Origin of the sequence: Kribbella sp. NPDC049227, from assembly GCF_043197265.1 — a bacterium.
Lineage (GTDB): Bacteria > Actinomycetota > Actinomycetes > Propionibacteriales > Kribbellaceae > Kribbella.
This window is the reverse complement of the sequence record NZ_JBICST010000001.1, coordinates 127,662-150,406: the sequence shown is the minus strand read 5'-3', so window position 1 is coordinate 150,406 and position 22,745 is coordinate 127,662. Positions and strand designations below refer to the sequence as shown.

The following is a 22,745-nucleotide window of genomic DNA, read 5'->3' as shown; positions in this document are numbered from 1 at the left end:
AGCCCTTGGCGGATCAGTTGAAGGGGTCGAGGATCAGGCTCGCCTGCCGCGGGTCGCCGTCGTGGACGAGCGCCTCGTGGTTGCCGACGTCGTCGAAGGCGAAGCCGTACGCCTTCCCGTCCACCATCTGCGCGTGGATGTTCCGGGCGTACTGGTTGGTGACGGAGTCGAGGTAGAAACTGCTGTTGTTCGGGTCCGGCTGGTTCGGGTTCACCAGCAGGGTCGAGCGGTTGTAGCCGGCGCACAGCGTCCGTGAGATCGGCCCGCGGACCTGGTCGTTCGGTGCGTCGAGCAACTTGAAGCAACCGAAGATGCTGGCTGAGTCGGGTTTCTGGAACGACGTGACGACCGCGCCCGAACTGTTGGTGAAGTTCATGACGTTGCCGGACACGCGCCCGAAGTACTTGAGGTTCGGCTGGTCGCCGAAGGGCGTGACCGTCAGGGTCTCGTTGGTGTACTTCGCCCAGACCCGGTTCACGTAGTCGTCCATCGCGTTCGCCGGGAGGGGGCCGGTCTCGACGCCGTACAGGGGTGAGAGCGCTCGGAGTACCGACCCGTCCGGGGCTGTCTGGATCAGGTTGCCCCACCCGCCGGACTGACCGCGGAGTGCGTTGTAGAAGCCGTTGTATCCGCCGGATTTCAGGTGCCCAGTGGTCTTGGTGCTGCCGTCGGGGAGTTGTACGGCGACGGCGTACGGGGCCGAGAACATGTCGACCTGGGTGCTGTTGATCCACAGGCCCGAGTCGTTGAGCGTGTACTCCGACCAGTTGAACAGGATGTTCCGGTTCGGATCGCTCGGATTCTGTACGGCGGGCTGGACCAGGCCGCCGGTGGTCAGTTTGAAGACCAGTTTCTGGCCGTAGGAGAAGTACACCCGGCCGGAGAACTTCGGCATCTGGATGGTCGTCGACTGGCCGTTGGATGGGCCAACGATCGACGCGTCCGGTGCCGGCGTCGGCGGGTTGCCGCCGACCGGCCAGGCGTGGAAGTTGCCGGAGGCATCGGCCCAGCCCTGCTGCCCGGTGGCCAGGTTCGTGCCCAGGTTGTAGATGTAGACCGCGTCACCGCGGCCCGAGTTGTTGGTGATCTTCAGTGGGATGGTGGCCGGAACCGCTTGGGCGGGCTGGTCGATGACGGCCGTCAGCACGCCGGCCACGGTCGCCGCGGCCGCGGCGAGTGCCAGCAGTCGGTGTCTGATGCGCACAGATCCTCCTCAGGTCAGTCCCGTTCGAGAAGGCGAGGCACCGGCCGGCCGAGCTGTCGCGCTACCAGGCCGCAACAGCGCCCGAACCGGCGCTCAGGTCCGGACGGCGAGGGACGGTAGACCGCCGAAGGACCAGGTGAGAGCGCTCTCATCGTTGCGTATTCCCACCCCCGGCTGTCAACAGTCCGCTCCTGTCGGCTTTCCGACAGGGTTGATGCAACTCGATGGTTGCTATAAAGTAGCAACCGATCAGTTGCTACTGGATGGAGTTTCCCTGATGAACACCACCTCGCCGCACCGGTTCAGCGCCCGGCAACGCGTGATCCTGCTCGTCCTGCTCGGGGCCGGCTTCATGCTGTCGGTCGACTTCTCGATCCTCAATGTGGCTCTGCCGCAGGCCGGCGCGGGCGTCGGTCTGGGCGCGGAGGGTCTGCCGTGGATTACCTCGGCGTTCGCGCTGCCCGCGGCCGGGTGCATGCTGCTGTTCGGTCGGCTGGCGGACTTCTTCGGCCGCCGCAGGCTGTTCCTGTCCGGGATGGCGCTGCTGGCTGCGGCGTCCGTTCTCGGAGGTCTGGCGAATCACGCCGAGGTCATGCTGACTGCTCGGGCGCTGCAGGGGGTGGCGACCGCGATGGCGATGCCCGCGACGATGGCTCTGCTCACGACGACGTTCTCTGAGGCTTCCGTCCGGGCGCGGGTCCTCGGTCTGCGGGGCGCGCTGCTCTCGGCCGGTTTCGCTGTCGGCGCGTTGGTCGGGGGTGCGCTGGTCAGCCTGCTCGGTTGGCGCGCGGCGTTCTTCATCAACGTGCCGGCCGTCGTGATCGTCCTCCTGGTTGCACCGTTCGTGATCGACGAGAGCAAGGCGCCGGAGCGGGTGAAGCTGGATGTGCCTGGAGCCATGACGGTGACCGGTGGTCTGCTGGCCGTCGTCTATGCAGTGATCGAGCGGAGCCTGCCGGCGGGACTGGTCGGCGTACTACTGCTGATCGCGTTCGGGCTGATCGAACGGCGGTCGGCCGCGCCACTCGTCCCGATCCGGATCCTGACCCGGCCTTCGGTGGCCTGGGGCAACTATGCCGGGCTGGTGATCGGGGCGATGGAGCCGGCGATGATCGTGCTGACCACGCTGTATGTGCAGCACGTACTGGGGTTGTCGCCGTTCCAGACCGGCCTGGTCTTCGGCATCCCGGGTGTCGCCTCGGTGGCTGCGGGCGTGGTCGCCGGTCGTGTCATCGGACGCATCGGATATCGGAAGGTCCTGACGGTGGGTCTGGCCGTCCAGGGGTTGGCGACGCTTCCGATCGTGTTCCTCGGGACGCAGACCTGGGTCGCGCTGGTGATTCTGGTCCCGGCGTTGTTCGTCGGCTTCTTCGGGCATGTGGGTGCGATCGTCGCGTTCACGGTGACCGCGACGTCCGATGTGAGCGACGAGGACCAGGGGCTGGCTACCGGGCTGAGCTCGATGACCGGCGAGGTCGCCGTCACGATGGGTACGCCGGCGTTGTTCGCGATCGCCGCCACGCAGGCGACGCTGGTGAATGGCCACCGGTTGGCACTGAGTGCGGACGTCGCCTTCACTCTCGTCAGCGCGCTGCTGATCTGGATCGGCCTCCGCACCCGCAAGCCCGCCACCGCGCCTCACCCGTCGCCCGCCCAGACCCCCACAAACCACTCAACCAAGTCACCTTGCCCAGCCACCGCAACCCCCTGACCCGATGACTGCACCCGCCCCGACCCGGCCGCGGATCGGGGCGGGTCAGGCGCAACCCGGCGACCCTCACTGCCCCCCGCCGCGATCCGGCCTTGGATCGGGGCGGGTAGGGCGCAGGGCGGTGATTGCGCCCGCCGCCGATCGGCCTCGGGGAGGCGCAACCCGGTGACCCGGTGACTGTGCCCACCGCGATCCGGCCTGGATTGCGGTGGGGTCAGCCGGCCTGGGTGGGGGGCCAGCGGCGGGTGGAGTCGCGATCCTCCAGGGCGAGGAACTCTGGGGCCGTCAGCGGCCGGACCGAGGCTTCGATGGACTCCATCGCCGTGAGCTCGGCTTCGGTGACGTGGAGGTCGCGGAGTTTGCGGGCGGTGATGAAGACCCGGCGTTCGAACGACCCGACGGTCCCGTTGTAGGCCTCGACTGCGGAGGTGAGGGACCGCCCGACCCGTCCGAAGTGCTCGCCCATCGTGCTGAGGCGCTCGTACAGCTCGCGCCCGAGCTCGAAGACCTGTTGCGCCGACTCGGTCAGCGCCGACTGATTCCAGGCGTACGCCGCAGCCCGCAACGTCGCGATCAGCGTTGTCGGCGTCGCCAGGATCACCCGGCGCTCAGCGGCGTACTCGAGCAAGGATGGCTCGACGTCTAGCGCCGCGGACAGGAACGACTCCCCAGGCACGAAGAGGATGACGAACTCCGGTGACGGCGACAGCCGCGTCCAGTACGCCTTCGCCGCCAGTTGATCGACATGCGTCCGCAGGTGCCGGGCATGTGCGCGCAACCGTTCCTCACGGAACTCGGCGTCGTCCGACTCGGCCGCCTCCAGGAACGCGGCCAGCGGCACCTTCGAGTCGACGACCAGATTCTTGCCCTCGGCAAGCCGTACGACGAGGTCGGGCCGCAGTACGCCGTCCTCGCCGACCGTCGTGGCCTGTTCGGTGAAGTCGCAGTGCGCCACCATGCCGGCCAGCTCGACGGTCCGGCGCAGATGCAGCTCACCCCAGCGGCCACGCACCTGCGGCTTGCGCAAGGCGGTCGACAACGAGGCTGTCTCGCGCCGCAACGCTTCACCACTCATCCGCACTTCGTTGACCTGTTGATGCAGCTGGCTCTGCCACGCGGCCCGGCCTTGCTCGAGCTGATTCAGCTGCACGTGCAGGCGATCCAGAGCCTCCTTCACCACAGCCTGGCCACCCATCTGCTGTCCGACCGTGGTCCGCTCCTGCGTCAGCTCGACAACCCGATCCTCCGCCGCGTCCCGCTCAGCCGTCACCCGCGCAAGCTGGGCCCCATCCCGCCCCCGCACCCAGAGCACGCCGAACACAGCCCCCAGCAGCAACCCGACCGCCAGGAACAGCAACACCAGCAACACCGTCGTACCCGTCATGTCACCGATAGTGCCCAACCCCACCGACACTTTCCGCCAACGCGCGGCCGAGTGCCGGGAAAATGCCGGAAGAGTGCCGACTCGGGGCCGTGTGCGGGCGCTGGTGGGTCGGCAGGCTGAGGGTCAGCAGTTCATGGCGGGGAAGGTGTAGCCCTGGGATTTGAGGATCGGGAGGACTTTGTCGAGGGCGGCGACTGTTTGGGAGCGGTCGCCGCCGCCGTCGTGGAGGAGGATGATGTTGCGGCGGTGGGCGTGGTTGAGGATGTTGTGGACGATCGTGTTCGTGCCCGGGCGGGCCCAGTCGCGGGGGTCGACGTCCCACAGCACCTGGATCATGCCGGCCGCCTTGATGTCCGCGCGGACCTTCGGGTTCGACGCACCGAACGGCGGGCGGTAGCAGGTGGACTTCGGTCCGTCGAAGATCTCGTGCCGGCGCTTGGCGGCGGGAAGAGCGGTGAGTTGCGGATGAGTGATCGAGTGGCTGCCGATGGTGTTGCCTGCGGCAAGCACCTGCTCACGCAGACCTGGGTGCGCGGCCTGCATGGAGCCGAGCTCGAAGAAGGTTGCGTGCGCGCCGTGCTTGGCCAGGATCTGCAGGATCCGCGGCGTCCAGAGCGGGTCCGGCCCGTCGTCGAAGCTCAGGAACAGGACCTTCTTGTTGCCTGTGGCAAGCGCTGCGGTCGGGTCCGGGGCCGGCGTGTGGCGCGTGGTCGGCGGAGCGTTGACGATCGGTGTCTGTGTCGGCGTCACGGTCGGTGTGGCCGAGGTCTGTGTGGTCGCGACAGCGGGCTTGGGCGCTCGCGAATGACCGAGCGCCAAGGCCAGCAACGATCCGACCACGACAGCCAACGCCACACCGGTCGCGACGAAAGCGGCGAACTTCCGGGACATGATGCTCCCTCACAGATCAGGCGGATTTCCCCAGTTGCTCCCCCGAAGGAGCCTCACACCGGGGAAGACGCCCTACCGTGAGCTCTGGTTGGCATCCCCATGTTGCGGTGCGATCTCAGCCGCCGTGATGTTCTCCGTGAGGTCGGCCGGTTCGACGTTCGTTGCCTCCGGCGTCGAGACGGTGGCCGGAGTGCCACGGTGATAGAGGCGGCCTTCGAGCGACTTGACGCTCGCGACGAGAACGAAGCTCATGCTGACGAGCAGAGCCCACGCACCGAACTTGGCCGGGTGGACGAGGCGCCACACGTCGACCTGGTCGGGGTAGTTCCATGCGTCCAGGAAGGTGCCGAAGTTCTCCGCGATCCAGAGGAAGAAGCCGATCAGGCCGAACGACACCGCCAGCGGCATGCGATAGCGACGTGAGCCGACCGTGAAGAAGACCCAGGTACGACGCAGGACCACGATGAGGGCGAGCGCGATCGGGATCCGGAGATCGACGATCCAGTGATGGGTGAAGAAGTTCGCATAGATCAGTACTGCGAGGACAGTGGTGGGCACGGGGCGGTAGCTGCTGACGCGCAGGTCGAACCGGCGCCACGCCTGACAGATGTAGCTGCCGACGGCGGCGTACATGAACCCGGCGAACAGCGGTACTCCGGCGAACTTCGTGACCGCGTCGCCCGGGTACTGCCACGACCCGACCTGCACCTTGAACAGTTCGAGACCGAGCCCCACGAGGTGGAACGCGAAGATCACCGCGACCTCGCGCCACGTCTCCAGCCCGACCACCCAGAACAGGAAGGTGAGACCGAGGCAGTACGCGAGCAGGGCGTCGTACCGGTCGATCGGGAGGTCGACGTACTTCGAGACGCCCAGGCCGGCGAACAGGCAGATCGGGAACAGGCAGGAGACGACCTCGAGCCACCCGAAGTGCAGGAATTGCAGGCATCCGGACACGAAGCGTGATCGATGGCCCTGGCGATCTCTCCAACTGGTCACAGAGTGGAGACGCGGCTTGCCCCCGGCTGGTTCGGACGGCTACATGAATCGGAAAGGAGGGGAGGTGCCGCGATGGATCCGAAGGTGGTCTACGAGACGGACCGGCTCGTGGTGCGTGACTGGGCGGACACGGACGAGGACAGGGTGTTCGACATCTACCGGCGCTGGGAAGTGTCGCGCTGGCTCGGCGCCGATCCACGGGTGATGACCGACCGCGACTCGGCCGCCCGGGTGATCAAGCGCTGGAACGAGCGCAACCAGGATCCGGTGTACGGCGTCTGGGCGGTGGAGGAGCGGTCGACCGGCACGGTCGCGGGGACTGTCCTACTCGTGCCGCTGCCCGATCCGTCCGACGGCACCGCGAGCAAGGGGGAAGTCGAGGTCGGCTGGCACTTCCATCCGGACGCGTGGGGGCGCGGTCTCGCGACGGAGTCGGCGGGCGGTGCGATCGCGCGAGGCTTCAAGGCGGGGCTCGATCAGATCCACGCGGTCGTTCGCCCGGACAACACGGCGTCGCTGGCAGTGTGCCGCCGCCTTGGCATGCGTTCGATCGGCCGTACCAGCCGCTGGTACGCCGCTGAGCTCGAGGCGTTCCTGATCTGAATTGGGGTACGACGGGGTTCCCCGCGTACCCTTGACGCCCGTGGCACTCACCATCGGAATCGTCGGGCTCCCCAATGCGGGCAAGTCCACCCTGTTCAACGCGCTGACCAAGAACAACGTGCTCGCCGCGAACTACCCGTTCGCGACCATCGAGCCGAACGTGGGCGTGGTCGGCGTACCGGACGCGCGGCTCGGCAAGCTGGCCGAGCTGTACAACTCCGCCAAGGTGATCCCCGCCACCGTGCAGTTCGTCGACATCGCCGGCATCGTCCGCGGCGCGTCGGAGGGTGAGGGGCTGGGCAACAAGTTCCTCAGCCACATCCGCGAGTCGGACGCGATCTGCCAGGTCACCCGGGTGTTCCGCGACGACGACGTCACCCACGTCGACGGCAAGGTCTCGCCTGCCGACGACATCTCCACCATCCAGACCGAGCTGATCCTGGCCGACCTGCAGACCGTCGAGAAGGCGATCCCGCGGCTGGAGAAGGAAGCCCGGCTGAAGAAGGAGAGCGCGATCGTGCTCGAGGCGGTCCGGGCCGCCCAGAAGCACCTCGAGGCGGGTACGCCGATCATCGCCTCCGACGTGGATCGCGACGCGATCCGCGAACTGATGCTGATGACAGCCAAGCCGTACCTGTTCGTCTTCAACTGCGACGCGGACGAGTTGGCCGACGAGGCGCTGAAGCAGCAGATGCGTGATCTGGTGGCGCCGGCGGAGGCGATCTTCCTGGACGCGAAGTTCGAGGCGGAGCTGGTCGAGCTCGGCGACGAGGACGAGGCGCGGGAGATGCTCGCGGAGATGGGCATCGACGAACCGGGTCTGGACGTGCTGGCCCGGGTCGGGTTCGACACCCTCGGCCTGCAGACGTACCTCACTGCCGGTCCGAAGGAAGCCCGCGCCTGGACCATCAAGCGCGGCGCCACCGCCCCGGAGGCGGCCGGCGTCATCCACACCGACTTCCAGCGCGGCTTCATCAAGGCCGAGATCGTCTCCTACGACGACCTGATGGAAGCTGGCACCATGACCGCGGCCCGAGCCGCCGGCAAGGTCCGCATGGAAGGCAAGGACTACACCATGCAAGACGGCGACGTAGTCGAATTCCGCTTCAACGTATAACAGCCCCTTCGGGGGAGTGGGGTGGGACGGCGACGTAGTCGAATTCCGCTTCAACGTGTAATCAGCCCCTGCGGGGCGGGCGTGGGGGACGTGGTCGTTCGTGGTGAGGGTCGCGGGTTACAGCTTCATGATTGGTACCGCGCAGGACTGACCGCGGAAATGTGGTCGCGGGGGAGGCGCGGGGCGGGTTAGCGTCGCGGGATGGTTGATGCTTTGTTCGGGGTGCCTCGGTTGGTGGCTGTGTATGACGCGCTGGATGCGGGCCGGGAGGATCTCGGGCATTACGCCGCGATGGTGGGCGAGTTCGGGGTACGGCGGGTGCTGGATGTGGGCTGTGGGACCGGGGAACTGACCTGCTTGCTGGCGGGGCAGGGGATTGAAGTGGTCGGGGTCGACCCGGCCGAGGCCTCGCTGGAAGTTGCTAAGGGCAAGAAATTCGCCGATCGGGTGCGGTGGATCCATGGGGACGCGACGACGTTGCCGCCGCTGGAGGTTGACCTCGCGGTGATGACGGGGAACGTGGCGCAGGTGTTCTTGACCGATGAGGAGTGGGCGGCGACGCTGGGCGGCGTACGCGAGGCTCTGCGGCCGGGTGGGCGGTTCGTGTTCGAGACGCGGGATCCGGCGCGGCGGGCCTGGGAGGAGTGGACCCGGGAGCACACGCACCAGGTGGTGACGGTCGAGGGCGTGGACACGGTGGAGAGCTGGACCGATCTCCTTGCCGTCGAGCTGCCGTACGTCTCGTTCCGGGGCACCTATGTGTTCGAGTCCGACGGTGCGGTGCTCACGTCGGATTCGACCTTGTGGTTCCGGGAGCGGGACGAGCTCGAGGCGTCGCTGACGGCCGCCGGGTTCAGCGTCGACGAGGTCCGCGAGGCGCCGGATCGGCCGGGCAAGGAGTTCGTGTTCGTGACTACGAGGCAGTGAGCAGGGCCGTCAGTGTGTGATGGGCGGTGCGGGACATGACCGGGTTGGTCTCGACGTAGTACCAGAGACACCCGATGGCCTGGGCGAACGACCAGCCCATCCCGCGACGCCACTCGTCGTCATCACTGCCGAGGGCAGCCCGGAACGCGGCCCGGGCCGGCGCATCCAGCAGGTTCCAGGCGGGCTGCAGGTCGATGGCGGGATCGGCGACGGTGAAGGTGCCGACGTCGATCACGCCGGCCAGGCGCCCGTCGATCGCCAGCAGGTTGCCCGGCATCAGGTCGCGGTGTGCCCAGACATCGGGTTCGGTGCGGGCCGCGGTGCGGAGATCGGCCCACAGCCGGCCGAGCGCGTCCACGTCGATCATCCCGCGAGAGCGCTGCAGCCCATCGGCGACGTACTCGTCCTGGCTGGTCAGTACGCCGCCGCGCCACGTGCCAGTGAACTCACGCCCGTCGGTCGGGACGGCGCGCAGCGCGAGCACGAAGCGCGCCAGATCCTCGCCGAACGCGGTCGAGCCGGCGACGTCGGCGTCGTACGCGATCGTGCCGTTGAGCCAGGTGTAGATCGCCCACGGCAGCGGGTAGCCCTCGGCGGGTTCGCCGATCAGGACCGGTTCCGGCGTCGGGTACGGCGAGATGGCGTGCAGGCGACGGGCGGCATCGGCCTCGTCGTCGAGTTCCTTGCGCGTCGCCGCCGGGTCGCCTGGCTGGATCGGGAAGCGCGCGACCAGCCCGTCGCCGATCCGGAACAACGCATTGACCGTGCCGTGCGAAGGGACCGCCCGGATCGGCAGGCCACTCCACTCCGGGTGCTGCGACTCGATCAGCCGCGCCACGAGGTCGGTCGTCACGTCGAGTTGTCCAGGATGCATTGACACGCCCAGCAGTATCCGGGAGTCCGCCAAGGGCCGCACATCAATAAGCCGTCAGACCAGCAGGGCCGGTGCGACTCGGGCGGATCCGATGCCGCGATCGGGTTTGCCGAGGCGGAAACGGACCTTCCCCTTCAGCACCGTGCCCGACTCGGCCTGCCCGTCGACCAACTCCTCGCCGGGAAACAGGGTGAACGTCCACCGTTCGTTGTGCTCACAGTCCGGCGGTACGGCGCCACGCTGCAAGACCCGCGCTCCCCACACCTGCCGCGTCATCCACTGCCGAGTGTCCTGCCCGAGTACGACGAAGTCCTCGGAGCCCACCACGTCGTTGTAGCTGCCGAGCGACGGCCCGTAGAGCCCGACCACGCTCACAACGAGTTGCCACGCGCGCCCGGAAGGCAGCGCGACCCCGGCGGGGAGACGCTCATCGAGCACATCAGGTGCGCTGACAGGGGCGGCACGCACCTCCGGTGGCATCGGTCGGCGGGTGTCCAGCGACTCCACCTCGGGCACGAGCAGTACGCCGTACTGCACCTCGTCGGCGAAGCGCGCCGAGCGGAAGTGCTCGGTCAGGGCCGTCGTGGCCTGCTCGGCTCGTCGCCATTCGTCTGTGGAGAACTCGTCCAGGAGGTACTCGCGGGTGATCGCCGGCAGACCGCGTTCTGCAACGAGTCGGACGATCGGCGGGCACGCAGACCAGCCGCTGGTGAGCAGTCGGTCGAGCTCCGCAGCGAGCCAGGTCATCAGTGGGTGGCGAGAGGGCGGGCTTTGTCGGTGGCCAGGCGGATGGCGAAGGCGGCGAGGGCGGTGCCGGTGAGGTAGCGGTGGATGCGCATCCAGGTGGGGCGGCGGGTGAGGAAGACGGCGACCGAACTGGCGGTGACGACGAAGATCGCGTTCACCCCGACGCCGACCGCGGTCTGGATCAGGCCGAGGATCATGCTCTGGGTGCCGACATGGCCGCGCGCCGGGTCGAGGAACTGCGGCAGCACGGAGATGTAGAGGATCGCGATCTTCGGGTTCAGCAGGCAGGTGAGCAGACCCATGCCGAACAGCTTCCGCGGCCGGTCGGGCTCCAACTCCTGGGTCGCGAAGACGGAGTTGCCGCCGGGGCGGAACGCGTTCCAGGCGAGCCAGAGCAGGTACGCCGCGCCCGCGAGCTTCAGGGTCACGTAGATCTCCGGGACCAGGGCGAACAGGGTGGCCAGGCCGACGCTTGCCGCCAGCAAATACACCCCGAAGCCGACGCCCACGCCGGCCAGCGAGATCAGCCCGGCGCGGCGGCTCTGGGCGATCGATCGCGAGACCAGATAGATCATGTTCGGCCCTGGCGTGACGACCAGGCCCAGCTCGACCAACGCGATCCCGAGCATCGCCTCACTACTGACCAGCACGTGCATCCCCTTTTCCTCGTCTCGCTCAAGAAGCTAACAGCGAGCGACGACAGTCCGCGGGGGTTTCCTCAGAGTGAGACCGCGGGGTACCTTGCCCGGGTGGGCGACCAGACGTGCATGCGCTGCGGCGAGCAGGTGGAGTCCAGCCGCGACGACTACGAGGTGTTCGAGCGGATGCACTGGGACTGCTTCCACTACGCCTACGAACACGACCTCAACGGTGAGGTCTCCGAGTCCGAGGACTGCGGTCAGCCTGGCTGCCCGTCCGCGGTGAGCGAAGGGTGACGTGACGCGGGCGACAGGCCCGGCGGGAGTGCTGTGACGGTAATCCCCTCGCGGGTGTCGTCACAGTTGGTTAGCGTGGGGTGTGTACGCCTGACGGTTTGTGAAGGAGACGGTATGAGCGACAAGTCCAGCGAGCCGGCGGACGATCTGCAGAAGAAGTTCCGGGAGGCGCTCGAGAAGAAGAACGCCCACAACAACGCGCACCCGGGGTCCGGGACGCGGCGTGAGGGCGTCGGCGAGGCGCACAACGACAAGCAGAGGCGCCAATTCCGGCGCAAGTCCGGCAGCTGATACGCCAACTGTCCATCCATCCGCCTGAGCCCCGGGTTGCCGCCCGGGGCTCGACCTTTTACCGGCTGGTGGCGGCCGGTCGGGAGTCGAGGAGAGTGGCCAGCCGGCCCATCTCGGGCTCCCAGCCCATCCGGTGGTTCGCCGCGTCCTCGTCGGTGGCGAAGCCGCTGTGGATGAGCAGCATCCGAGTGCCGTCGGCGACCTCGGTCAGCTCGACCTCCACCCGGGTCGGCTCGTCCTCGGTGCCGTCCCACTTCCAGCTGAACGCCAGCCGGTGCGGCGGCTCGACCTCGAGGTACGTGCCGCGGACGACATGCGGTCCCATCTCGACCACGTAGTCACCCCCGACCCGTACGTCGGCCTGCACCTTCAACTCCAGGTCAGGGTTCGGGCAGTACCACTGCGTCAGCAGCTCCACCCGGGTCCAGGCGTCGTACACCCTCCCGATAGTTGCCGGCAGCACCCTGTCGATCCGGATGTCAGGTCCCATCCCCGCCTCCTCGCAGCAGTTCTTCCAGTCGGTCGACCGTGCTGTGCCAGTACGCCGTCAGGTCGCCGAGCCACTGCTCGACCTCCGTGAACGCCTCCGGCCGGATCGTGCACACCACGGTCCGGCCGACCTTGCGCCGGCTCACCAGGCCCGCGTCGACCAGCACTCCGACGTGCTTGGTCATCGCGGGCAAGGTGATCCGGTGCGGCTCCGCGAGCTCCCCCATGGTCGCGTCGCCCCGGCTCAGCCGGCTCACGATCGCCAGCCGGGTCGGGTCCGCGAGCGCACCGAAGGTCGTCGTCAGCACGCAGATACTTCACCAACTGGTGAACTGTTTGTCAAGGGCGAGCGGTCAGGGCCGAACCTCGAAGACCAGGTTGAACGGCGTCTGCGCGACCGTGCGGAACCTGGTGAACCCGGCCGCGGTGGTGACGTCCTGGATCCGGGCCGGGCCGGCCTGGGTACCGAGGGCCAGTCCGACCGGTTGCGAGAGGGACGCCGGCGTACATAGCAGCGTGGAGAAGCCGTAGTACGCACGTCCGACCGGGTTCAGGTTGTCCTCGACCTTGTCGCCGGCCATTGGCTCCACCAACATCCAGGTGCCGTCGGGTGCCAGCGCCTCCCGCACATGACGGGCCGCACCGACCGGGTCGCCCATGTCGTGCAACGCGTCGAAGGTCGTGACGAGGTCGTAGCCGGACCCGCTGAATCCGGCGGCGGGAGCCACCTCGAAGGACACCCGCTCGCCGAGGCCGGCCTCGGCCGCGCGTAGCCGGGCGGTCTCGATCGACTCCTGGTGGTAGTCCGAACCGACGAACGTCGAGTGCGGGAACGCGTTCGCCATCAGGATCGTGGACGCGCCGTGCCCGCAGCCGATGTCGGCCACCGTCGCCCCGCGCTCCAGCTTCGCCACCACGCCGTCCAGCGCGGGCAGCCAACTGGTCAGCAGGTTCGCGTTGTACGACGGCCGGAAGAACCGCTCGCAGCCGACATGGACGTCCGAGGTGCGCTCGTGCCAGCCGATACCCGCGCCGCTGCGAGCCGCCTCGATCATCTCCGTGGTGTGCTGCACCGTGCCCAGCGCGATCTGGAAGAAGCCCGGCAGGTACGCCGGACTCTCCGGGTCCGTCATCGCCACGGCCTGCTCCGGCGGCAGTGTGTACCGGCCGCTGTCCGGGTCGTACTCGACGAAGCCGCCGGCTGCCTGCGCGTTGAGCCACTCCCGCGCGTATCGCTCGCTGGTGCTGGTCCGCTCGGCCAGCTCGCTCGGCGTCGTCGGACCGTGGTCGGCGAGTGCCTGGTAGTAGCCGAGCCGGTCGCCCATCACGACCAGCGCCGCGTTCAGCGTCGCCCCCACCTCGTCCACCGCCCGGAAGACGAACCCCATCAGCTTGTCGCTGTCGATTGCAACAGTCATTTGCTTGTGCCCCCTTAGGTTGTACGGCGAACCTAGGTAGCGCGTCCCGGCCATCGCATCAGGTGGGGCACCTGGTGCACACTGCCAAACATGCTCATCGGGCGGGAGGCGGAGCGCCGGGTGATCGAGCAACTGGTCGCGGGGGCGCGGGTCGGCACCGCCGGAGTGCTGCTCGTCACCGGCGAACCCGGCATCGGCAAGACAACCCTCCTGGACGAAGCTGCCGCGACGGCCCGGGGACTGCGGATCCTGCGGGCTCGCGGTACCGAGGCCGAACGCGAACTCCCGTTCGGCGCCCTGCTCCAATTGCTCCGGCCCGCACTCGCCGGCATCGATCGCATCCCCGGCCCGCAGCGGTCGGCGCTGGCCTCCGCGCTGGCACTCGGGCCGGCCACCACAGCTGATCGGTTCGCCGTCGGAGCGGCAACGCTCAGCCTGATCTGCCGGTACGCCGAAGAGGCGCCGCTGGCCCTGATCGTCGACGACGCACATCTGCTGGACCGGCCGTCCGCGGAGGCGCTGCTGTTCGCGGCGCGGCGGTTGGTCGCCGATCCGATCGTGCTGCTGATCGCCGCCCGCGCGCAGGAGCAGCATCCACTCGCCGAGGCGGATCTTCCGATGCTCCACCTTGCCGGCGTTCCGCTCGAGGCCGCCCAGGCGATCTTGCGCGGCCTGCCGAGCGAGCTGGTCGAGCAACTGCACAGCACGGTGGCGGGCAACCCGCTGGCACTGCTCGAGCTCGCCGCCGACCAGGACCACCTCCACCGCATGCCGCCGGGTGCGCCTCTCCCGGTGCCGGAGCTGATCGCAGAAGCCTTTACCACAAGGGCAAACCGGCTCAGCTCGGACGCACGTACTGCGCTGCTGGTGGCCGCACTGGATGACAGCGAACTCGGTGCGGTCTCGAAAGCCTGCCAGGAGCTCGGTGTGGACGTCGCAGCATTGCAGGAGGCCGAGACGGCTGCGCTGGTCGCCATCCGCGACGGCGAGGTCCAGTTCCGGCATCCGCTGGTGCGTTCGGCGATCTACGCCAGTGCGGGGCCGGCAGAGCGTCGTACTGCGCACCGGGCGGTCGCTCGGGTCACGGGGGACGCGGACAAACGGGCCTGGCACCTGTCCGAGGCTGTGCTGGGCACCGATGACCAGGTAGCAGCCGGGTTGGATGCCGCGGCCGAACATGCCGCCGGTCGTGGTGCGCATGCCGTCGCGGCCACGGCCTACGAGCGCGCAGCACGCCTGTCCGAGGGACTGCATGACCGGGCAGTCAGACTCGTCGCGGCGGGAGAGGCGGCCTGGTCGGCCGGACTGGCAGACCGGGCAGACTCCTTGCTCGACGACGCGTTGGCACTCCAGCCACCATTGCAGGTCCGGATAGGGGCGCAGGAGGTTCGCGGCGACATCGCGGTCAAGTGTGGATCCCCGAGCCGGGCCCGCGACATCCTCGCCGCCGCGGCGGCCGAGTGTGAGGACCCGGCTGTGGCGATCGGACTGCTCGCCGACGCGGTCGGTGCCTGCCTCCGGATGTGCGACGCGGCGGCAGGCCTGGAGCTGGCGCACCACATCGACCGCTTGCTCCCCAGCGTCGAGCGGCCCGGTCCACGCATCATGGGCATGCTCGCCAGTGGCGTCGCCAAGGTCCTCGCTGGGCAAGGAGGAACGAGCCAGATCCGGGCCGCGGTCGCGATGGCGCCGTCGGTCGAGCTGGATCGGGATCGACGGCGGCAGGTGTGGATGGTCCTCGCCGCGCTGTTCCTCCGAGAGAGTGGCACCGGTCGGGGGCTGCTGCAGCAGGCCATGCTGGAACGGCGGGAGCAGGTCGCTCTCGGCACGCTCCCCGGTCTGCTGTTCGTGCTGGCCCGTGACGATGCGACGACCGACCGTTGGACCGACGCGATGGCGGCGTACGACGAGGGGATCCGGCTGTCCCGCGAGACCGGACAGATGACGGAGCTGGCGATGAATCTGGCCGGACTGGCCTGGTTGTCGTCGCACCAAGGTCGTGCCGAGGGTCAGGACCTCGCCATCGAGTGCTTGCGGATCTGTGCGGAGCGGGAGATCCACCTCGGCACGCTGTGGTCGCTGTTCGCGCTGGGAGACCTGGAGCTGGGCCGTGGCGCTCCGGCTCTGGCGCTGCCGCAGTACGAGCGGTTGGTCGACGTACTGGCTGCCAACGGTCTCAAGGATCCTGACCTGTCTCCGGCACCGGAGCTGGCGGAGGTCTATCGACGGCTGGGCCGGACTGAGGACGCTGAGCGCGTGGCGCAGGAGCACACCGTCCTGGCGGAGGCGAAGGGACAGCCGTGGTCGCTGGCGCGGGCGGCCAGGGCACGCGGTGTGGTCGGAGAGAACGAGCAGGACTTCAGGCAAGCGCTCGCTTGGCACGCGGAGACCCTCGATGTGTTCGAGGCGGCTCGGACGCGACTGGCGTACGGCGCGTGGCTGCGGCGTGCGAGACGGCGGGTGGATGCGCGGGCGCAGCTCAGGCTCGCCGTGGAGGCGTTCGACGCACTGGGCGCGGCGGGATGGGCTGACCAGGCCGCGACGGAGCTGAAGGCGACCGGGGAGACCGCGCGACGCAGAGTGCCGAGCACTGCGGACGAGTTGACGCCGCAGGAGCGGCAGATCGCGTTGCTACTGGCCGACGGGCAGAGCATCAGGGAGGCGGCGGCCAGGCTGTTCCTCAGCCCCAAGACCGTCGAGTACCACCTCCGCAAGGTCTACGCGAAGCTCGGCATCCATTCCCGCACCGAGCTCGCGGAGCAGCTGAAGTCCGGTCCGTTCCGAACGTAGGCTGATGCGTGTGACGCAGCCGTTCATCGTGAGCAGTGGGATCGCCCGCCACCAAGGGTTCGCCGAACTGGCGGCCAAGGGCCCGTTGACGCATCTGATGCTCTTCACCGGCGTTCCCGTCTGGCTGATCACCGGGTACGCCGAGACCCGGGCGCTGCTCGCGCATCCGGACGTCGTGCGATCGCCGATGGACGGTCCGCACCGCGACCAGATCACGGCCGAACTGGTGAACGCGACCGAGCAGCACATGCTGGTCGTCAACCCGCCTGACCACACCCGGCTGCGCAAGCTCGTCACCGCGGCGTTCACCCGCCGGCGGATCGAGGGCCTGGAGCCACGGATCCGCGAGATCGCGGCCGGCCTGCTCGACGAGATGGCCGCGGCCGGTGACGGAGTGGACCTGGTCGACGCGTACAGCTACCCGCTGCCGATCACCGTGATCTGCGAGCTGATCGGCATCCCGATGCGCGACCGCGAGGAGTTCCGCCGCTGGTCGTCGGTCGCGGTGAACGCGACAGTGCACACACCGGATGAGTACATCGAGGCGGCCGGGGCGCTGGTCGGATTCATCCGCGGCCTGATCGAGGAGAAGCGCGAGGCACCGGCCGACGACCTGCTGTCGGCCCTGATCGAGGCCAGCGACGGCGGCGACCGGCTGAGCGAGGACGAGCTCACCTCGATGATCTTCCTGCTCCTGGCAGCAGGCCACGAGACGACGGTGAACATGATCACCAACGGTGTGCACGCGCTGCTGCGGCACCCGGACCAACTCGCCCTGCTGAAGGCCGAGCCCGAGCGTCTGCCGGCCGCCGTCGAGGAGATCCTCCGGTACGACGGCCCGCTGCAGGCCGCGATCCCGTACGTCGCGCAGGCGCCGATCGAGATCGCCGGATCACGGATCGAGGCGGGCGAGGTGATCGTGTTCGCCCTGCTGCCCGCCAATCGCGACGGCCGGAAGACGGACCGCCCGGACGAGTTGGACATCACCCGACCGGAGAATGCCCATCTCGCGTTCGGGCACGGCATCCACCACTGCCTCGGTGCACCGCTGGCGCGGCTGGAGGGCCGGATCGCGCTGGGAATGCTGTTCGACCGCTTCCCGGACCTGCGCCTGGCCGCACCGGAACAGGATCCGGACCGCGCCGCCAGCCTGCTGATGAACGGCATCCGCGAACTGCCCGTACTGCTCCGACCACACCCGGCCGCCGGCGCTGAACATCCGGTGAACCGGGCCTGAATCACACGCTTGGGATTGTGGTGGGTTTGGTCAGAGATGGCATCCTTACCCGGGTGACAGAGTTGATGGAGGTCGTGCGGCACCTGCTCGGCGTTGCAATGGCCTCACATTGGCTTCTGCTGATCCTTTTCGTGGCCGCCGCGGTCGACGCGGTTTTCCCGGTGGTTCCCAGCGAGGGCCTCGTGGTCACGGCCGGTATGGCCGCCGCGGCCGGGCACCAGAACCTGCTGCTCGTGATCGTGCTGGCGATGCTCGGATCGGTGATCGGAGAGTCCGCCTGCTACTTCATGGGCCGCGGCTCCGGGCCGATGCTGCACCGCTGGATGAAGCGCCAGGCCCGCAGACAGGCGCTGTACGACAAAGTCTCGGCCGCGCTGCACTCCCGCGGCGGGCTGATCCTGATGACGGTGCGCTACATCCCCGGAGCGCGGATGGTCGCGACCCTCACCGCGGGCGCGACCAGGTACTCGTTCCGCAAGTTCATCATCTTCACCATCGCCGGCGTGACGGTCGCCTACACGTACGTCGCTCTGCTCGGCTACCTCGGTGGCGACGCCTTCGCGCACGACTCGCTGAAGGCGCTCGCGTTCAGCCTCAGCCTGGCCTTCGTGATCGGCCTGGTGATCGAGACTTCGCGCCGGATCGCGGTCAAGCGCCGCGCAGCCAAGGTCACAGCCGGCTAACGATCGTCCCCCGGGTTTCCGCGCGAGTGCGTGTCCCGGGCCAACGTTCCCGCCCGGGCGTGCGTCAGTAGGGGGGTGGTGAGGCCTGGGGCGAACCTCCTCGGCGCCGCAGCGGTCATGGCGGCGTTGCTGGCCGGATGTGCGGATGTCCCACTCGAGGGCGCGCCGTCGCCGAGCGATCCCACCCAGAGACCCACCGCGCCGACGAAGACACCGTCGGCCACCCCGAAGCCAACTGCGAAGCCCACGCCGACGCCCACGAAGACGGCCGGGCGCAATCTCGCGGACGCGGCCCCGGTGACCAGGTTGTTCCCGGCCCGGCTCCGTGACGGCAAGCCGCCGCTGTTCGTGGTGGTCTCGTTCGACGGCGCCGGCGATCTCGCGCTCTGGTCGCACTGGCGGGCGGTGGCCAAGCAGGTCAACGCCCGGATGACGTTCTTCCTGTCCGGCCCGTACCTCTACCCGGGATCACATCGCACCGACTACAAGCCGCCGTACCGCAAGCCCGGCGCTTCCGACATCGGCTGGGGTGATACGGCCAGTGTGCTCGGCCGGACGACGGTGCTGCGGCAGGCGATCGCGGAGGGGCACGAGATCGGGACGCACGGGAACGGTCACTTCTGTGGGGCGACCGGGGTCGGTCGCTGGACGACGGCGCAGTGGACCGCCGAGCTGAACGCGTTCGACCGGATGGTGCGGACCGGACCGTCGCTGGCCGCCGGGAAGCCCCTCGTACCGCCGTTCGACCCGGCCACGGTCAAGGGGATGCGGACACCGTGTCTCGAGGGCAACCGGCCGGCGTACCGGCTCGCGATGGCGCAGCGCGGCATGCTGTACGACGCCTCCGCGCCCGGGTACATCGCCTGGCCGAAGAGGGTGAACGGCGTCTGGGACTTCCCGCTGGAGTCGGTCACGCTGGCCGGGACCAGCAAGAAGACGCTGACAATGGACTACAACCTCTGGTTCAGCCAGACCGGTGCGAAGAAGGCGCCGGTCGCCCAGGCGCCCGCCTACCGGGCACAGGTGCTCGCCACCTACCGCCAGGCTCTGGCGCAGTCACGGGCGAACGGCAATCCGCCGCTGTTCCTCGGCAACCACTTCAACCGGTGGAACAACAGCGTCTACTCCGATGCGCTGACCACCTTCGTCCAGGAGACCTGCATGCAGCCCGACGTCCGCTGCGTCAGCAACCGCGAGCTGGTCGGCTGGCTGACGAGGTACGGCGTACCGAAATCGTCCTGAGACGGCTCAGAGACGGAGGTAGCCGAACGCGCTCTGCCAGGTGCCACCGGCCTTGATCCGGCTGACCACCAGCCGCTGCAGCGAGGTGTCCTGCGGCAGCTCGTCCAGCGTGTCGGTGCCATGGTGGCGGAAGGTGAAGAAGATCGCGCTGTCCTGGGCGTCGGTCGGCTTGCCGTACGGCGTGAACCGGCGGCCGAACCGGACCATGTTCGAGTCCGGGGCCAGGTTGTCCAGCAGGTACGGATCGATCAGCCACGACCACAGGATCGCGGTCTTCACCGGGTACTGCGGGAAGTACCGCGGGAAGAACTCACGCGCCTGCGCGAAGCTGTCGTCGACCGCCTCCGGTGTCAGCGGACCCCACTCCGGGATGTGCACGTTGAGCACCCACTCACCGGGCTCGGTGCCCGGGACCGGGTTGTCCGCCGGGACCTGGTACAGCTGGAACTGCAGCCGCCCGAGCGCGTAGATCTGCCCGGCCCAGTGGATCCGCAGCCACCAGTGCGTCTCCATGCCGTAGCTGCCGAAGGTCCGGCGATGGACCTTGAGCTGCTGACCGAGATCCGAGAGGGTCGCCCAGCTGATCTCGTCGCTGATCCCCAGCTCGGAATGGAAGCGCCGGATGTCCGGCACGGTCTGGAGCAACGCCTGGACCGTGTTCCGCGGATCCTCGGGCATCTGCAGCTCCGGCTCGTCCTCGAACTTGCCGATCGCGGCGCGCAGTTGCTGGGCCAGTGTGTCGACCGCCTCGCGGTCCGGAACGAACGCTTCGGTGGCCTCGCGGTCCTCGTCGCTGAATCCGAGCAGGCGGTACTCGTCGACTGTTGTCACTCGGCAACCGTATCCGATTCCGATGGAGCCAGAGACTTACGATCTAACCCGTGGTCACCTATCAGCGGTTCGCACCGCCGGCGGACCTGCGCGATCTGCTCGAGCATGTCTGGCTGGTCGAGTCACCGCCGCTGGCCTCGCTGCGGCAGGACATCCTGATCCCGAACGGCCGTCCCGGCCTCGCGATCGCCCTCGCCGAAGCGGGGACCCGGCACGACCCGCTGACGCTCACCGAGTGGCCCAACACCGCGTCGGTGTTCGGGATCATGACCCGCCCACAGGTGATCGGCCAGACCGGTACGTCGAGCTATGCGGGGGTGGAGTTCAAGCCGTGGGGGATGGCTGCGCTCGGCCGTGACGACCGGCTGGTGGACGGCGTACTGCAGTTCTCCGACTGGGTCGGCGACAGTACGACGGCTGCCCTGGTCGAGGAGCTGCGTGGAGAGCCGTTCGGCCCGACCCGCGCGGACCGGCTAGCTGCTTTCCTGAGGCCCCGGTTGACCGAGGTACCTTCTCTGCCGCTGGTCGAGCAGGCGGTCGGCGTGATCGACGAGGCTCATGGCCGGACGACCGTCGCGGACGTCGCCGCTGCCACTGGAACGTCGTACAGCACGCTCTATCGGGTGTTCACGCGCAGCCTCGGGATCGGGCCGAAGCAGTACGCCGAGATCATCCGGTACTACCACTTCGCCGGCGGGTTGATCGGAGGAGACGCGGCCGCGACGCTCTCGGCGCTGCACGGGTACTACGACCAGGCGCACGCGGCTCGCGACTTCAAGCGGTACACGGGGGTCAGCGCGAGCGCGTTCCGCGCGGTGCAGAACGGGATCGCCGCGCTCATGCATGGAAGATCCGTCCAAGACGGCGCGCGGCCCGGCGGGTGAGGATCGGATCCGAACCGACCGGAAAGGATCCGCCATGGGACGCATCGTCCACGTCGAACTCGTCGCCACCGACCACGACCGGGCCGCCGAGTTCTACACCAAGGTGTTCGGCTGGCAGGTGACGCCGGCGCCGGTGCCCGAGGGCTATCTGCTCGCGCAGACCGGCGCGGGGGAGGGGATCGACGGCGCGATCATGAGCAGCCGCTACCAGGAGCAGCCCACGATCGCGTGGATCGAGGTCGACGACCTCGAGGCGACGCTGGACGCCGCCCGCGGTGCGGGCGGCAGCCCGGAGGGCGAGATCCAGGAACTGCCCGGTGTCGGCCGGCTCTGCTACCTGCGCGACACCGAGGGAGTTCTGGTCGGCCTGCGTCAGCGTTCTTCCGCCAACCCCAGATAGAGGATGTTCGGGTCGGACGGGTTGAAGGCCACCGACGGGATGCCGTCGTTGCGGTTGTGCTGTTTGGACAGCTCGCCGGTGGACGGGCGGAAGCGGTACAGGTCGGCGCCGAAGCCGGCGAACGACGTGCCGTAGCTGAAGTAGAGCAGATCCGGGTCGGCCGGGCTGCCCCACATCCGGTTGCCGTTGATCGGCGTCGCGCGACTCTGGTCCAGCACCTCGCGGAACTTCAGCCCGCCGTCCGCCGACTCCCAGATGAACCGCGTCGCACGGTCCCGGTCGTACCCCTCGACCCAGACCTTCGACGGGTCGGCCGGCGACATCGCCAGGCTGAACGCGTTCACCCGCTCCACCGGCCGCGACCGGGTCCAGCTGCGGCCGCCGTCGAACGTGACGTAGACGCCGTCCGACATCACGCCGACGACGACGTGGTCGGGGTTCCGCGGATCGATCACCGCGTCGTACGCGAAGAGATTCCGCGCCGGCAGTACGCCGGTCCACGCCCAGGTGACGCCGTCGTCGTACGAGTCGTAGAGCTGGCCGTCGCCCGCGACGACGCGCAGTCGGCCGGGCTCGGAGGACAACGCGGCCAGTCCGTCGCCGTTCACCGGTCCCTGGACCGTGGTGACCGCGCCGCCTTTCACCCGGTGGATCGGCTGGTCGTTCACGCTGTAGATGTACGCCGTGTCGCCCGGGCCCGGCTGGACGTCGTACGTACTGAGGTCGCCGGGCGTCTTGTCGAGTAGTTGCCAGCTGCAACCAGCGTCGCTGGACCGCTGGATGAGGTGCTGGCCGATGGTGATCAGGGTGTTCGGTTCCTGCAGCGCGGCGACCTTCGCGTACGTGACCGGGCGCAGTTTGCCCGTCGTCGGCGCGAGCACCTTGCCGTCGGACTCGGTGATCGTCACCGATCCGTCGCCGTACACGGTGTCGCAGTGTGGGCGGTTCCAGGACCACCCCGGCGTGGTGAAGGAGGCGTCGGCGGGCAGGGCCGATCCGAGGGAGGTCAGGAGGAGGGCGGCGGTTCCGAGGGCGAGGCGGCGTGAGGTCATGCCCTCATGTGTAAGTGCCTGCCGCGGTGCTGAGCC

At 68.5% G+C, this 22,745-nt stretch carries 24 protein-coding genes; 12 read left to right on the top strand and 12 right to left on the bottom strand.

Annotated features, from left to right (window positions below):
• Positions 1 to 13: 13 nt before the first annotated feature.
• Positions 14 to 1,204: a glycoside hydrolase family 64 protein gene (locus tag ACGFH6_RS00755; RefSeq protein WP_393379300.1), complete on the bottom strand. Its 1,191-nt coding sequence runs from the start codon at positions 1,202 to 1,204 to the stop codon at positions 14 to 16.
• A 277-nt stretch (positions 1,205 to 1,481) separates the two neighbouring features.
• Between ACGFH6_RS00755 and ACGFH6_RS00750 the strand changes: the two genes are divergently transcribed.
• Positions 1,482 to 2,915 carry an MFS transporter gene (locus ACGFH6_RS00750; RefSeq protein WP_393379298.1) on the top strand — a complete coding sequence of 478 codons (1,434 nt, stop codon included), beginning with the start codon at positions 1,482 to 1,484 and terminating at the stop codon, positions 2,913 to 2,915.
• A 214-nt stretch (positions 2,916 to 3,129) separates the two neighbouring features.
• Here the strand turns inward: ACGFH6_RS00750 and ACGFH6_RS00745 are convergent, their stop codons facing one another.
• The 3 genes from ACGFH6_RS00745 to ACGFH6_RS00735 form a co-directional block, all read right to left on the bottom strand.
• Positions 3,130 to 4,299: a DNA recombination protein RmuC gene (locus ACGFH6_RS00745; protein ID WP_393379296.1), complete on the bottom strand. Its 1,170-nt coding sequence runs from the start codon at positions 4,297 to 4,299 to the stop codon at positions 3,130 to 3,132.
• A 123-nt stretch (positions 4,300 to 4,422) separates the two neighbouring features.
• A complete protein-coding gene (locus tag ACGFH6_RS00740; protein ID WP_393379294.1) occupies positions 4,423 to 5,190 on the bottom strand; it encodes a polysaccharide deacetylase family protein in 768 nt (255 codons plus the stop codon).
• A gap of 72 nt (positions 5,191 to 5,262) precedes the next feature.
• Positions 5,263 to 6,189: a DUF817 domain-containing protein gene (locus ACGFH6_RS00735; RefSeq protein WP_393379292.1), complete on the bottom strand. Its 927-nt coding sequence runs from the start codon at positions 6,187 to 6,189 to the stop codon at positions 5,263 to 5,265.
• Between the two features lie 72 nt (positions 6,190 to 6,261).
• Here ACGFH6_RS00735 and ACGFH6_RS00730 point away from each other — a divergent pair, with 72 nt between their 5' ends.
• The 3 genes from ACGFH6_RS00730 to ACGFH6_RS00720 all read left to right on the top strand — a co-directional run bounded on the left by ACGFH6_RS00730 (position 6,262) and on the right by ACGFH6_RS00720 (position 8,836).
• On the top strand, positions 6,262 to 6,792 hold the full coding sequence (locus ACGFH6_RS00730; protein WP_393379290.1) for a GNAT family N-acetyltransferase: 531 nt from the start codon (positions 6,262 to 6,264) through the stop codon (positions 6,790 to 6,792).
• A gap of 40 nt (positions 6,793 to 6,832) precedes the next feature.
• Positions 6,833 to 7,909 (top strand): redox-regulated ATPase YchF, encoded by a 1,077-nt coding sequence (gene ychF / locus ACGFH6_RS00725; protein WP_360441579.1) that lies wholly within the window; start codon positions 6,833 to 6,835, stop codon positions 7,907 to 7,909.
• Positions 7,910 to 8,110: 201 nt separating this feature from the next.
• The gene (locus ACGFH6_RS00720) at positions 8,111 to 8,836 is read left to right on the top strand and encodes a class I SAM-dependent methyltransferase (RefSeq protein WP_393379289.1); all 726 of its coding nucleotides are present in this window, start codon (positions 8,111 to 8,113) and stop codon (positions 8,834 to 8,836) included.
• Here the strand turns inward: ACGFH6_RS00720 and ACGFH6_RS00715 are convergent.
• Genes ACGFH6_RS00715 through ACGFH6_RS00705 form a run of 3 tightly spaced genes read right to left on the bottom strand, consistent with a single transcriptional unit; the run spans position 8,823 to position 11,113 of the window.
• Entirely contained in the window at positions 8,823 to 9,710 is an 888-nt protein-coding gene (locus ACGFH6_RS00715; protein WP_393381136.1) for an aminoglycoside phosphotransferase family protein, read from the bottom strand. The genes ACGFH6_RS00720 and ACGFH6_RS00715 overlap by 14 nt on opposite strands.
• Positions 9,711 to 9,764: 54 nt before the next feature.
• Positions 9,765 to 10,457, bottom strand: a complete 693-nt coding sequence (locus ACGFH6_RS00710; protein ID WP_393379287.1) for a hypothetical protein — start codon at positions 10,455 to 10,457, stop codon at positions 9,765 to 9,767.
• Positions 10,457 to 11,113, bottom strand: coding sequence for a LysE family translocator (locus tag ACGFH6_RS00705; protein ID WP_393379285.1), 657 nt, complete (start codon positions 11,111 to 11,113; stop codon positions 10,457 to 10,459). The genes ACGFH6_RS00710 and ACGFH6_RS00705 overlap by 1 nt, the downstream gene beginning before the upstream one ends.
• 93 nt (positions 11,114 to 11,206) lie before the next feature.
• Between ACGFH6_RS00705 and ACGFH6_RS00700 the strand changes: the two genes are divergently transcribed.
• Both ACGFH6_RS00700 and ACGFH6_RS00695 read left to right on the top strand, forming a co-directional pair.
• Entirely contained in the window at positions 11,207 to 11,392 is a 186-nt protein-coding gene (locus ACGFH6_RS00700) for a hypothetical protein (RefSeq protein WP_393379283.1), read from the top strand.
• Positions 11,393 to 11,506: 114 nt separating this feature from the next.
• Positions 11,507 to 11,683, top strand: a complete 177-nt coding sequence (locus tag ACGFH6_RS00695) for a DUF5302 domain-containing protein (RefSeq protein WP_360441567.1) — start codon at positions 11,507 to 11,509, stop codon at positions 11,681 to 11,683.
• A gap of 58 nt (positions 11,684 to 11,741) precedes the next feature.
• Here the strand turns inward: ACGFH6_RS00695 and ACGFH6_RS00690 are convergent, their stop codons facing one another.
• The 3 genes from ACGFH6_RS00690 to ACGFH6_RS00680 are packed head-to-tail and all read right to left on the bottom strand — an operon-like array spanning position 11,742 to position 13,590.
• Positions 11,742 to 12,173 carry an SRPBCC domain-containing protein gene (locus tag ACGFH6_RS00690; RefSeq protein WP_393379281.1) on the bottom strand — a complete coding sequence of 144 codons (432 nt, stop codon included), beginning with the start codon at positions 12,171 to 12,173 and terminating at the stop codon, positions 11,742 to 11,744.
• Positions 12,163 to 12,480, bottom strand: a complete 318-nt coding sequence (locus tag ACGFH6_RS00685; RefSeq protein WP_393379280.1) for an ArsR/SmtB family transcription factor — start codon at positions 12,478 to 12,480, stop codon at positions 12,163 to 12,165. The genes ACGFH6_RS00690 and ACGFH6_RS00685 overlap by 11 nt, the downstream gene beginning before the upstream one ends.
• Positions 12,481 to 12,525: 45 nt before the next feature.
• Positions 12,526 to 13,590, bottom strand: a complete 1,065-nt coding sequence (locus tag ACGFH6_RS00680) for a methyltransferase domain-containing protein (RefSeq protein ID WP_393379279.1) — start codon at positions 13,588 to 13,590, stop codon at positions 12,526 to 12,528.
• A gap of 90 nt (positions 13,591 to 13,680) precedes the next feature.
• Between ACGFH6_RS00680 and ACGFH6_RS00675 the strand changes: the two genes are divergently transcribed.
• The 4 genes from ACGFH6_RS00675 (at position 13,681) to ACGFH6_RS00660 (ending at position 19,542) form a co-directional block, all read left to right on the top strand.
• Entirely contained in the window at positions 13,681 to 16,380 is a 2,700-nt protein-coding gene (locus tag ACGFH6_RS00675; RefSeq protein WP_393379277.1) for an AAA family ATPase, read from the top strand.
• A 4-nt stretch (positions 16,381 to 16,384) separates the two neighbouring features.
• Positions 16,385 to 17,617, top strand: coding sequence for a cytochrome P450 (locus ACGFH6_RS00670; RefSeq protein WP_393379275.1), 1,233 nt, complete (start codon positions 16,385 to 16,387; stop codon positions 17,615 to 17,617).
• A gap of 53 nt (positions 17,618 to 17,670) precedes the next feature.
• The gene (locus ACGFH6_RS00665) at positions 17,671 to 18,300 is read left to right on the top strand and encodes a DedA family protein (RefSeq protein ID WP_393379274.1); all 630 of its coding nucleotides are present in this window, start codon (positions 17,671 to 17,673) and stop codon (positions 18,298 to 18,300) included.
• A gap of 75 nt (positions 18,301 to 18,375) precedes the next feature.
• A complete protein-coding gene (locus ACGFH6_RS00660) occupies positions 18,376 to 19,542 on the top strand; it encodes a hypothetical protein (protein ID WP_393379272.1) in 1,167 nt (388 codons plus the stop codon).
• Between the two features lie 6 nt (positions 19,543 to 19,548).
• On the opposite strand, the gene ACGFH6_RS00655 is transcribed toward ACGFH6_RS00660, so the two are convergent.
• On the bottom strand, positions 19,549 to 20,373 hold the full coding sequence (locus ACGFH6_RS00655; protein WP_393379271.1) for an acyltransferase domain-containing protein: 825 nt from the start codon (positions 20,371 to 20,373) through the stop codon (positions 19,549 to 19,551).
• A 50-nt stretch (positions 20,374 to 20,423) separates the two neighbouring features.
• On the opposite strand from ACGFH6_RS00655, the gene ACGFH6_RS00650 reads away from it, so the two are divergent.
• Entirely contained in the window at positions 20,424 to 21,257 is an 834-nt protein-coding gene (locus ACGFH6_RS00650) for a helix-turn-helix domain-containing protein (protein ID WP_393379269.1), read from the top strand.
• Positions 21,258 to 21,291: 34 nt separating this feature from the next.
• Positions 21,292 to 21,657 carry a VOC family protein gene (locus tag ACGFH6_RS00645; RefSeq protein ID WP_393379267.1) on the top strand — a complete coding sequence of 122 codons (366 nt, stop codon included), beginning with the start codon at positions 21,292 to 21,294 and terminating at the stop codon, positions 21,655 to 21,657.
• On the opposite strand, the gene ACGFH6_RS00640 is transcribed toward ACGFH6_RS00645, so the two are convergent.
• A complete protein-coding gene (locus tag ACGFH6_RS00640) occupies positions 21,630 to 22,709 on the bottom strand; it encodes a hypothetical protein (protein WP_393379265.1) in 1,080 nt (359 codons plus the stop codon). The two genes, ACGFH6_RS00645 and ACGFH6_RS00640, sit on opposite strands and share 28 nt — an antisense overlap.
• Positions 22,710 to 22,745 lie beyond the last annotated feature (36 nt).